Source organism: Pseudomonas sp. CF161 (assembly GCF_000416215.1).
Lineage (GTDB): Bacteria > Pseudomonadota > Gammaproteobacteria > Pseudomonadales > Pseudomonadaceae > Aquipseudomonas.
In genome coordinates this window covers 14,112-25,577 of the sequence record NZ_ATLP01000094.1, presented here as the reverse complement: position 1 = coordinate 25,577, position 11,466 = coordinate 14,112, and the positions used below count along the sequence as shown (strand labels likewise).

Annotated in this window: 9 protein-coding genes and 1 pseudogene; 6 read left to right on the top strand and 4 right to left on the bottom strand. The window is 65.5% G+C overall.

Annotation, left to right across the window (positions count from 1 at the left end; all coding sequences use genetic code 11):
- Positions 1-19: 19 nt before the first annotated feature.
- The 3 genes and pseudogenes from CF161_RS21160 to CF161_RS21150 all read left to right on the top strand — a co-directional run bounded on the left by CF161_RS21160 (position 20) and on the right by CF161_RS21150 (position 3,970).
- Positions 20-535, top strand: coding sequence for a sigma-70 family RNA polymerase sigma factor (locus tag CF161_RS21160; protein ID WP_020298649.1), 516 nt, complete (start codon positions 20-22; stop codon positions 533-535).
- Positions 532-1,482 (top strand): FecR family protein, encoded by a 951-nt coding sequence (locus tag CF161_RS21155; protein WP_043230012.1) that lies wholly within the window; start codon positions 532-534, stop codon positions 1,480-1,482. Before CF161_RS21160 ends, CF161_RS21155 begins: the two co-directional genes overlap by 4 nt.
- Before the next feature lie 74 nt (positions 1,483-1,556).
- Positions 1,557-3,970, top strand: a pseudogene (locus CF161_RS21150) (TonB-dependent siderophore receptor).
- A gap of 101 nt (positions 3,971-4,071) precedes the next feature.
- On the opposite strand, the gene CF161_RS21145 reads toward CF161_RS21150, so the two are convergent.
- The 3 genes from CF161_RS21145 to CF161_RS21135 all read right to left on the bottom strand — a co-directional run bounded on the left by CF161_RS21145 (position 4,072) and on the right by CF161_RS21135 (position 6,650).
- Positions 4,072-4,515, bottom strand: coding sequence for a RidA family protein (locus tag CF161_RS21145; protein WP_020298647.1), 444 nt, complete (start codon positions 4,513-4,515; stop codon positions 4,072-4,074).
- A 68-nt stretch (positions 4,516-4,583) separates the two neighbouring features.
- Positions 4,584-5,906 carry an NAD(P)/FAD-dependent oxidoreductase gene (locus CF161_RS21140; RefSeq protein ID WP_043230010.1) on the bottom strand — a complete coding sequence of 441 codons (1,323 nt, stop codon included), beginning with the start codon at positions 5,904-5,906 and terminating at the stop codon, positions 4,584-4,586.
- Positions 5,907-6,041: 135 nt separating this feature from the next.
- Entirely contained in the window at positions 6,042-6,650 is a 609-nt protein-coding gene (locus tag CF161_RS21135; protein ID WP_043230009.1) for a TetR/AcrR family transcriptional regulator, read from the bottom strand.
- A 171-nt stretch (positions 6,651-6,821) separates the two neighbouring features.
- On the opposite strand from CF161_RS21135, the gene CF161_RS21130 reads away from it, so the two are divergent.
- The 3 genes from CF161_RS21130 to argE all read left to right on the top strand — a co-directional run bounded on the left by CF161_RS21130 (position 6,822) and on the right by argE (position 10,188).
- The gene (locus CF161_RS21130; RefSeq protein WP_020298644.1) at positions 6,822-8,204 is read left to right on the top strand and encodes an aspartate aminotransferase family protein; all 1,383 of its coding nucleotides are present in this window, start codon (positions 6,822-6,824) and stop codon (positions 8,202-8,204) included.
- A 160-nt stretch (positions 8,205-8,364) separates the two neighbouring features.
- The gene (locus CF161_RS21125) at positions 8,365-9,039 is read left to right on the top strand and encodes a DUF1028 domain-containing protein (RefSeq protein ID WP_020298643.1); all 675 of its coding nucleotides are present in this window, start codon (positions 8,365-8,367) and stop codon (positions 9,037-9,039) included.
- Positions 9,040-10,188, top strand: coding sequence for an acetylornithine deacetylase (gene argE / locus CF161_RS21120; RefSeq protein ID WP_020298642.1), 1,149 nt, complete (start codon positions 9,040-9,042; stop codon positions 10,186-10,188).
- A gap of 2 nt (positions 10,189-10,190) precedes the next feature.
- Here the strand turns inward: argE and CF161_RS21115 are convergent, their stop codons facing one another.
- On the bottom strand, positions 10,191-11,105 hold the full coding sequence (locus CF161_RS21115) for a LysR family transcriptional regulator (protein ID WP_020298641.1): 915 nt from the start codon (positions 11,103-11,105) through the stop codon (positions 10,191-10,193).
- Between the last annotated feature and the right edge of the window lie 361 nt (positions 11,106-11,466).

Below are 11,466 nucleotides of genomic sequence, written 5' to 3'. Positions count from 1 at the left end.
CCACTTACGACTTTTTCTCATGAAGCCCACTCCACCCGCCGAGGCCGCAACGCTCGAAGCCCTGTATCGCGGCTACCACGGCTGGTTGCTGAGTTGGTTGCGCCGCCGAGTGCAGTGTTCTCACTACGCGGCGGACGTGGCGCAGGACACCTTTATCCGCCTGCTCGCCACCGGCCCCTATGTGGCCCCGTGCGAACCCCAGGCCTACCTCGCAACCGTGGCGCGTCGCCTGTTGATGGACAAGGGTCGGCGCCAGCGCCTGGAGCAGGCCTACCTGGAAGAGCTCAAACTCTGCGCCGCCTGCATGGACCACGCGCCTTCTCCGGAGCAGATCCTGCAAGCGGTGCAAGTGCTGGAAGCCATCGACCGGGCCCTGGCCCAGATGAAGCCTCGGGTGCGCGAGAGTTTTGTCCTGCGGCACCTCGAAGGCCTGGACCAGACCCAGATCGCCCAGCGCCTGGGGGTCTCGGTGCGCACCGTGCAGCACGATCTGGTGGAGGCCCTGCTGGCCTGCGATCGGTGCGCCCAGGCATGAAATCATCGATACCACCCGAGGTATTGCGGCAGGCCGCCGAATGGCTGGTGCGCCTCGACCACCAGGCCGATGCCGCCACCGAACAGGCGTTCCAGGCCTGGCTGGCCGCCGACCCGCAACACCGCCACAGCATAACGCGCCTGCAAGGCCACCTGCTGCCCCTGCAACAGGCCCCGGCCCGTGCCGCATTGCGCCGGGCCCGACAACCACGAGCCGTGGCCACGGCGGCCAAATGCCTGGCCCTGGCTGTGCTGCTGAGCCTGGCTGCGGTGCCGGCCTACCAGTACGGGCAGCAGGGTTACTTGCTGGCCGACCTGAGCACCGGCAGCGGCCAGTGGCGCCAGCAACGCCTGGACGATGGCAGCGAGCTGCAACTCGAAGGCGGCTCGGCGGTGGACTTGCACTTTGACCCCCGCCAGCGTCGGGTGCAGTTGCTGCGCGGCGAAATCCTGGTGAACGTGGCCAAGGACGCCCAGCGGCCGTTTTATGTCGACACTCCCCAAGGCAGCATCCGCGCCCTGGGCACGCGGTTTATCGTCCAGCGCAGCGGCGATGCGACCCAGGTCACCATGCTCGAGTCCTCCACCCGCATCGACAGCGCCGGGCACCAACAGGTGCTCGGTCCCGGCCAGCGCCTGCGTTTCGATGCCCGGGGCCCGGGCACGGTGGAACAGGTCGATGCCGACGCCCTCGAGCAAGCCTGGACCCACCATCAATTGCTGGCCAACGACCAGCCCCTGGCGGACGTGCTTGAACGCCTGGCGCGGCATCGGCCGGGCCTGCTGCTGTTCGATCGCCAGGCCTTGCAAGGCCTGCGCGTGACGGTGATGTTGCCGACCGACGACAGCGACAAGGCGCTGCGCCTGCTGCAGCGCACCTTGCCGATTGAAGTCAGCCACTACACCCCATGGTTGACCCGGGTGACGCTCACCCCCGCGGAAAAATAATTTGCCCGGGCGTTGCGTGTTTGCGGTTTTGCTCCGTCCTTCCCTTGGCCAACATCCAAAGGAGCACCGATAACATGTCTTCAACCCCGTCCACCCGTGGCGGCCTGCTGCTGGCCGGCCACCTGTTGCTTGGCTGCCTGCCGCTGGCGTTGCCGGCCCTGTCCTATGCCCAGGAGCAGGTCCAGGCCTTCGACATTGCCCCCGGCCCTCTGGCTGATGTGCTGAGCCGTTTTGCCCAGGCCGCCGGTACGCCGATCGCCTTCCAGTCCGAGCAGGTGGCCGGCTTGACCAGCCCCGGCGTGCGCGGCAGCTACAGCGTGGCGGACGGGTTTGCCCAGGTGCTCGGCGGCAGCGGCTTCAGCGCCCGGGCCAGCGCCGATGGCTACCAGCTCGCCAGCGCCCCGGTGCAAGGCGCGCTGGCCCTGGGCGCGACCCAGATCAACGCCAACCTGTTGGGCACCATCACCGAAGGCAGCGGTTCCTACACCCCGGGCACCCTCGCCACCTCCACGCGCATGGTGCTCACCCCACGGGAGACGCCGCAGTCGATCACCGTGATCACCCGCCAGCACATGGATGATTTCGCCCTCAGTTCCATCGACGATGTGATGCGCCACACCCCGGGCATCACCGTGTCGACCTATGACAGCGAACGCACCAACTACTTCGCGCGCGGTTTCTCGATCGAGAACTTCCAATACGACGGCATCCCGACCCTGCGCAACTCGGCCTATTCGTCGGGGCAGACCCTGAGCGACATGGCGATCTACGACCGGGTGGAAGTGCTCAAGGGCGCCACCGGCCTGCTGAACGGCGCCGGAGCGCCGGGGGCGACGATCAACCTGATCCGCAAAAAGCCGACCCGCGACTTCAAGGCCAGTATCGAACTGGGCGCCGGCAGCTGGGACAACTACCGCTCGCAGATCGATGTCAGCGGCCCCCTGACCGACAGCGGCAACCTGCGCGGCCGGGCCGTGGCGGCGTACCAGGACAAGCACTCGTTCATGGACCACTACCAGCGCAAGACCAGCGTCTACTTCGCCAGCCTGGAAGCCGACCTCGGCGAGGACACCCTGCTGACGGTGGGCTTCGACGCCCAGGAAAACGACCCCCAGGGCTCGGGCTGGTCCGGCAGCCGTCCGCTGTTCGACCGCAATGGCGAGCGCATCGACGTCAAGCGCTCCTACAACAACGGCGCCAAGTGGAGCCGCTGGGAACAGTACACCCAGAGCGTGTTTTCGACCCTGGAACACAGCTTCGCCAATGGCTGGGTGGCCAAGGCGCAACTGACCCATCTGGAAAACGGCTACAACGCGCCGCTGGGTTCGGTGCAGAGCGGGCCGTTCCCAGCCACCGGGCTGTCGTCGCTGTGGTCCAACAAATTCACCGGCAAGACCCGCGCCGACAGCGGCCGACCTGTATGTCAACGGCCCCTTCAGCCTGCTGGGTCGCGAACATGAACTGGTGGTGGGCGCCTCGGCGTCCAACTCCCACTGGACCGGCAAGGACTACGGCGCCCCCGTCTACGCCAACGGCAACAGCTTCGACTTCTGGAGCTTCAACGGCGATGGGGTCGAGCCGGACTGGGGCGAACCGACCCAGTACAACGACATGACCACCCGCCAGAGCGCGGGCTACATCAGCGCCCGCTTCAACCTCAGCGATGACCTGAACCTGTTCCTCGGCACCCGCGTCGCCAACTACAAACTGACCGGCGACGAACACTCCACGGAAACCGGGCGGCTGGTGCCCTACGTCGGCGCCACCTACGACCTCAACGACAACTTCACCGCCTACGCCAGCTACACCGAAATCTTCATGCCCCAGACCTACAACCGCGACCGCGACAACAAGATGCTGCGGCCCAACGAGGGCAAGAACTATGAAGTCGGGATCAAGGGCGAATTCTTCGACGGCCGCCTGAATTCGAGCCTGGCCTACTTTGAAGTGCACGAAAAGAACCGCGCCGTCCCGGACGAGGCCTATAACGCCAACCCTGACCAACCCGGCGCTGGGCTACGCCGAGATGGGCATCACCTCCAAGACCAAGGGCTACGAAGCGGAGATTTCCGGCGAACTGGCCCCCGGCTGGCAGCTGCAAGGCGGCTACACCCACAAGGTCAGCCGTGATGAAAGCGGGGCCAAGGTCGGCACCTCCGAGCCCGAGGACCAACTGAGCCTGTACACCTCCTACAATCTCGGCGGCAGCCTCGACAAGCTGACCCTCGGCGGCGGCACCCGCTGGCAGGGCGAATCCTGGCGCGTGCTGACCAACTACTCGAAAAACAGCGCCAAGGAAAAATTCTCCCAGGACCCGTACTGGCTGGTGGACCTGATGGCGAAGTACCAAATCACCGAACACCTGTCCACCACCCTTAACCTCAATAACGCCTTCGACAAGCGCTACTACACCAACATCGGCTTCTACAACACCGCCTACTACGGCGACCCGCGCAACGTGATGCTCAACACCCGCTGGGATTTCTAACTCCCCAGCCAGCCCAAAAAAAACGCCATGCCCTCCCCGAGGCCATGGCGTTTTTGCACCACCGCAAACCCCGTAGCCGCTGCCGAGGCACGAGGCTGGGGCTACGGGGTTGCGGCGCCGGGTTGCCAGTCATCGGGAATCACTGCAATCACATCGATTTCCATCAGCCATTGCGGCTGGCCCAGGCCCGAGATCACCAACCCGGTAGAGATCGGGAACACGCCCTTGAGCCACTTGCCGATCTCCTGATACACCGGCTCGCGGTAGCGCGGGTCGATGATGTAGGTGGTGGTCTTGACGATATGGGACAGGTCCGAACCCGCCTCTTCCAGCAGTTGCTTGACGTTTTTCATCGCCTGTTCGGCCTGGGCCCGGGGGTCGCCGAGGCCGACCAGGTTGCCATCGAAATCGGTGCCGATCTGGCCGCGCACATACACCGTGTTGCCGGCGCGCACGGCCTGGCACAGGTCGTTGTCCAGGGCCTGGTTGGGGTAGGTTTCCTTGGTGTTGAACATGCGGATACGGGTGTGGGTGGGCTGCGACATCGGGAGCTCCTGAAGAGAGAAATACAACGCTCGGCCGGCACTGCGGGTGCCGGGTCGGGCCATGGCGGTCACGCACTGACCGCCGGTTTTTCCAGCAGGGTGAGCGGCGCGGCGGCGCTGTCGGCCTGGCGCTGGCTGGCATCGCGATAGGTCAGGTACTGGCGCTGGGTGGCGATATGGTCGGCGACGTATTTGGCGTCGTGCCACACGCCCCAGATAAACGACGAGCCCCGCCGTGACTGCCACGGCAGGCCCAGGAAGTAGATCCCCGGTTCCGTGGACACCCCACGCTGGTGCTGCGGCTTGCCGCTGGCATCAAAGGCATCGACTTCCATCCAGCTGTAATCCGCGACAAAACCGGTGGCCCAGATGATGGTGCTGATGCCCGCTGCCGCCAGATCGAGTTCGAGGATCGGCTGGGTCACGCACTGCGGATCGGGGAATACCCGACGGGCTTCAGGGTCGAGGGGCAGGTCCAGGCCGTTGCGCTCGATGTAGGCATCGGCGGCATTGAGCAGCGCCAGGTAGTTCTCGTCGCCACGCGCCAGGTTGTCGACCAGGTCCGGGCGAAAGCTCACCACCCCATCCTTGAAGGACTGGGTCAGGCCCACCAGGTTCAGGCCGCGCTGGGCCAGCTCGCGAAAGTCCACGGTACGCCCGCCGTGGGCACCGCTGACGGCGATGGTCACGTGCTCGCGGCCGGGCTTCATCGCGGCGGCGTCCCACTCCCCCAACACCCCCAGCCACCAGCAGAAATCCCGGTTGCGGTAGGCCCGAGGCGGCCGGTCGTGCTGGCCGATGGAGAGGTACACGGTCTTGCCGGCGCGTTGCAGTTCATCGGCAATCTGCGTGCCCGATGAACCGGCGCCCACTACCAGCACCGCGCCTTCGGGCAGTTGCCCGGGGTTGCGGTAGTGCGCCGAATGCAATTGGGTCAGGCGTGGGTCCTGGGGCGCGATGGCCGGGATCACCGGCTGCTGGAACGGCCCGGTCGCTGCCACCACGCGGTTGGCTTCGATCACGCCCTCGGAGGTTTCCACGGTAAAGCCCGGACGCCCGATATTGCGTCGCACTTTGTGCACCTCGACCCCGGTGCGGATCGGCGCGTTAAAGGTGCGGGCGTAGGCCTCGAAGTAATCCGCCACCCGCTCCTTGGAGGCAAAGCTGTCCGGGCTCAGGTCGTCGAACTCCAGCCCCGGAAAGCGATCGTGCCAGGCCGGCCCATTGGCCACCAGCGAATCCCAGCGCCCGGTGCGCCAGGCTTCGGCAATCCGGTTGCGCTCCAGCACCAGGTGCGGCACCCCCAGTTTGCTCAGGTGTTCGCTCATGGCCACGCCTGCCTGACCGGCGCCCACAACCAGCGTATCTGTCTGTATTTTTCCAGCTGTCATGCCTGTGTCCTTCTCGAAGGCGGGTGTGGTCGCATTCTGTGCAGATACAGGGCATAGCGAAATTATGATTTTTGTCGTCGCAAGGCAGGAAAAAACTAGGGCCGGCAGCGACGCCTGCACGGCCCTGCGGCTGACCTACTCGGCGCCGAGCATGCCGTGGCACAACAGGCCGAGGAAGCTGCGCATATGCGCCGCATGGGCGGCACGGTCCGGGGTGGGCTCGGTGGCCAGGCGGATGAACGCCATGTTGGCGTACTGGTTGAAGACGGTGGCGGCGACCTCGATATCGACGCTCGCGCGCACCTTGCCCAGGCGCTGGAAATGCATCAGCAGGGCCTTGGTTTCCTCGATCACCGCCGCGTTCCAGGGTTGCAGGGCCTGGGACAGCTCACCGGTGAACAGAAACGGCGCCAGCTCGCGCCACAGGGACGCCGGCATGGCCTGGAGCTGGTAGCGGGTCATCAGGCCTTCGAACTCGCACAGGGCCTCCAGCGGGTCGCTGCGCTCGTCCAGGTGGGCCCGGGCCTCGCCCATGGCCTGCTCATCCGGGGCCTTGAGCAGGGCCAGGAGAATTTCCTGCTTGCCGCCGAAATAATTGACCACGGTCGGCGACGACACCCCCGCCTGGTGGGCGATCTGCTCCAGGGTGGTGGCACCGAACCCATTGCGCTTGAACAGCTGCAACGCGGCCTCGGCGATCACCTGGCGGCGCTGCTCCTTTTGCCTCTCTCGTAGTCCGGACATGGTTCCCCTGGGGTGCGCTGACGATGTCGGCCAGCCTACGGATATCACTTTTCAAGGACAAATATTTTCTTTACAAAAATATTTTTAGGTGCCAAATATTATCCCCGCACTGCCCTGCCCCCGTCGGCAGGCAGCCCGATCGCCCACTGCGCCTCACACCTGGAGCACGCCATGACCGCCGACCTCGACCCCACCCGCAGCACCCTGGACTATCAAAACGCCGACGCCGCGCACCACATTCACGCCTTCGTCGACCAGAAAGCCCTCAACGCCGAAGGCCCGCGGGTGATGGTCGGCGGCGAGCGCCTGGCGCTGTGGGACAACGACGGCAAGCGCTACCTGGACGGCATGTCCGGCCTGTGGTGCACCAACCTCGGTTACGGCCGCAAGGACCTGGCCGACGCGGCCTACGCGCAATTGCAGCAACTGCCGTACTACAACATGTTCTTCCACACCACCCACCCGGCAGTGATCGAGCTGTCCGAGCTGCTGTTCAGCCTGCTGCCGGCCCACTACAGCCACGCGATCTACACCAACTCCGGTTCCGAGGCCAACGAGGTGTTGATCCGCACCGTGCGCAAGTTCTGGCAGGTGATGGGCCAGCCGCAGAAGAAAATCATGATCGGCCGCTGGAACGGCTACCACGGCTCGACCCTGGCGGCGACCGCCCTGGGCGGCATGAAATTCATGCATGAAATGGGCGGCACCGTGCCCGATGTGGCGCATATCGACGAACCCTACTGGTACGCCCACGAAGGCAACCTGAGCCCCGAGGAGTTCGGCCTGCAGAGGGCGCGGCAACTGGAGCAGAAGATCCTCGAACTGGGAGCCGACAAGGTCGCCGCCTTCGTTGCCGAGCCGTTCCAGGGCGCAGGCGGGATGATCATTCCACCGGCCAGCTACTGGCCGGAAATCCAGCGCATCTGCCGCCAGTACGACGTGTTGCTGTGCGCTGACGAAGTGATCGGCGGCTTTGGCCGCACCGGCGAATGGTTCGCCCACCAGGCCATGGGCTTCGAGCCCGACACCCTGTCCATCGCCAAGGGCCTGACCTCGGGCTACATCCCCATGGGCGGGCTGATTCTGTCGCGGCGCATGGCCGAGGCCCTGGTGGAAAAAGGCGGCGTATTCGCCCACGGCCTGACCTACTCCGGGCACCCGGTGGCCGCCGCCGTGGCCATCGCCAACCTCAAGGCCTTGCGCGATGAGGGGGTGGTGACCCAGGTCCGCACCGACACTGGGCCGTACTTGCAGAACTGCCTGCGAGAGGTGTTCAGCGACCACCCGCTGGTGGGTGAAGTCCAGGGCATCGGCCTGGTGGCGGCACTGCAGTTCGCCGAAGACAAGGCCACCCGCAAACGCTTTGCCAACGAGAACGATATCGCCTGGCGCTGCCGCACCATCGGCTTCGAAGAGGGCCTGATCATCCGCTCGACCCTGGGCCGCATGATCATGGCCCCGGCTCTGGTGGCGACCCGTGCCGAGCTCGATGAGTTGGTGGACAAGACGCGGATCGCCGTCGATCGCACCGCCCGCGAGTACGGGCGCTTGTAACGGCGAGCGCTGATCTGGCAAGTATTTACTTAAGCAAGCACCACAAAAAACCTCGTTTCGCCAACCGCAGCGCCTGGACAGAATGGATTCATATCCCGTCCACGCCCCGGGACCACCTGGGGCGCGGATGGCTGGCCAGACGAAACAGGAGCACCACGCCATGACTTTTTCCATCGTCGGCCGCTGCGCCGAAACCGGTCAATTGGGGATCGCCATCAGTTCCTCGAGCATTGCCGTGGGCGCGCGTTGCCCCTGGCTGCGCCCGGGGGTCGGGGCGGTCGCCACGCAAAACATCACCCTGCCCGCCCTCGGGCCCCAGGTGCTGGAACAGATGGAGGCCGGCCTGTCCCCCGCCCAGGCGCTGGACAAGGCCCTGACCCGCAATGGCTACAGCCAGTACCGGCAATTGACCGCCATCGACCACCTGGGCCAGACCGCGCACTTCAGCGGCAGCCAGACCCTGGGCACCCACCACGCGCTGGCCGGCGAGCAGTGCGTCGGCGCCGGCAATATGCTGGCCGACCCCGGGGTGATCGAAACCCTGGTGCAGACCTTCGAAACCAGCGGCGGGCAACTGGCCGACCGGCTGATCGCCGCGATGCAGGCCGCAGTCGCGGCCGGGGGCGAAGCCGGGCCGGTGCATTCGGCGGCGATGGTGGTGGTCGGCGAGTTGACCTGGCCCATCGTCGACCTGCGGGTCGACTGGGCCGAGCATGACCCCATCGGCCAACTCGCGCAGCTGTGGCAGGCCTACAGCCCGCAGATGCAGGACTACATCGTGCGCGCGCTGGACCCGACCAAAGCCCCACGCTACGGCGTGCCCGGGGATGAATAGATGAACAGCCGCGAGTTGCTGGCCAAACTGGTCGGCTTCGACACCACCAGCCGCGAATCCAACCTGCACCTGATCGAGTTTGTGCGTGACTACCTGGCGGGGTTCGGGGTGCCCTGCGAACTGATCTTCAATGAGCCGCGCAGCAAGGCCAATCTGTTCGCCACCCTGGGCCCGCCACAGGTGCCGGGCATTGTCCTGTCCGGGCACACCGATGTGGTGCCGGTGGACGGCCAGGCGTGGAGCGTCGCCCCTTTCGAGCTCAGCGAGCACGACGGCAAGCTCTACGGGCGCGGCACCGCCGACATGAAGGGCTATATCGCCTGTGTCCTGGCGGCGGTGCCCAGGTTTCTCGCGGCGCCATTGCGCATGCCGCTGCACATCGCCCTGTCCTATGACGAAGAAGTCGGCTGCCTGGGGGTGCGCTCGCTGCTCGCCGAACTTGAGCGGCGGCCACACAAGCCGCTGCTGTGCATCATTGGCGAACCCACTGAACTCAAGCCGGTGCTCGGGCACAAGGGCAAGCTGGCGATGCGCTGTGACGTGCATGGCGCGGCCTGCCATTCGGCCTACGCGCCCCAGGGGGTGAACGCCATCGAATACGCCGCCGAGCTGATTGGCGAACTGGGCCGCATCGGCGCCCACCTGCGCCGCCCGGAGCTGCATGACCCGCGTTTCGACCCGCCGTACAGCACCGTGCAGACCGGGATGATCAGCGGCGGCAAGGCGCTGAATATCGTCCCGGCCGATTGTCGTTTCGACTTTGAAGTCCGTGCCCTGCCCGACCAGGATCCGCGGCAGGTCGCCGAGCAGTTGCAGCACTTCGCGCAACAGCAATTGCTGCCGAGGATGCAGGCAGTGGACGGTGCCAGTGGCATTGGTTTTTCCGAGCTTTCAGCCTATCCGGGCCTGGCCACCGACGCCGACAGCCAGGCGGCGCGCTGGATTGCCCAGTTCTGTGGTTCCAGCGAATTTGCCACCGTGGCGTTTGGCACCGAGGGCGGGTTGTTCGACGCCGTGGGCATCCCCACGGTGGTTTGCGGGCCGGGCAGCATGGACCAGGGCCACAAGCCCGACGAGTTTGTCAGCCTCGCCCAGCTCGCGGGCTGCGACGCCATGCTCGAACGCCTGGCGTCGGCCCTGCAAGGCTGACCTCAGGCCTGGTCCCTGGGCGCCAACACTTCGCGGCAGTGATCGACAAACAATTGCGCCGGCTTGGTCAACTGCGAACGGCGCAACCAGGCCGCGGACAACCCGGAGCCCGTGACCTCTTCCACCAGCGGTACGCAGACCAGCTTCTGGCCGTCGTAGGTGTAGTCGGACGTGGGCCGGGTCACCAGGATCGAAAAGCCGAAACCGCGCCCGACCATGCCCCGCACCATCTCGATCGAGGGTGAGCTGAACAGGATGTGCGGGGTCAGGCCGCGCTCCTCGAAGATGCTGACGAAGTAGGTCCGGCTGGGCTGCACATCCAGCAGCACCATGGGTTCGAGCACCAGGTCATTGAGTGACACCCGGGCCTGATGGGCGAAGCGATGGCCTTCGGGCAACAGCGCGTAGGGCTGCTGCGGCGCCATCAACGGCGCGGTGTCGATGGTGCTGTCCAGGTCATGCTCATAGAGAATCGCCAGGTCGATGCTGCCCGAGGTCAGGGCCTGCACCAGCTCTTGCTGCTCGCCGTCCCGAATGCGAATTTCCACCCCCGGCCAGCGATCGCGAAAGCCGGCGATCAAGCGTGGCAGGTACAGCGGCGCGACGGTTTCAAAACAGCCAATGTCGATCTGCCCGGCCACCACATCGTTATCGGCCAGGGCGTTTTGCTCGAACTCATGGGCCACCCGCAGCAGCTCCTGGGCCTTGCGATAGAAGCGCGCGCCGCTGGGGGTCAGGGACACACCCTGGGCGTGATGGCGGATAAACAGCTGCACGCCAAAGCTTTCTTCCAGGTGCTTGATTGCGGTCGAGACCGAAGGTTGGGCGATGTAAAGCTTGCGCGAGGCCTCGGCCACGCTGCCGCATTCGACGGTGGTGACGAAGTATTTGAGTTGTCGCAAGTTGTAAGCGGCCATGGCTACCTCGAAAGAGATGGGTCGAACGCATCAAAACGGGGCGCGATCACGGCGCTCGTGCACCGCGTGCAGCTTAGTAGAACGCCGCTGCTGCGTGCCTGCACGAGCCATCGTGCCCCCGGCGAAATGATGCGCGGTACTGGGCCAGGTCAATCAAGAATCGGGCCGTTGCGCCAACGCGCGCACAACCTCGATTCTGCAACCAGCACGCCCCGGGGTGAAACCAGCAATTTCCTGGGGCCTGAACTTAAAAAAGCTGCTCAACCCGATGCCGCCCAAGCACGAGACTGCCAGACAGGCCCACCCCCATAGCCGCTGCCGAGGCACGAGGCTGCGCTGGCCCTTATGGACGCCGAGCAGT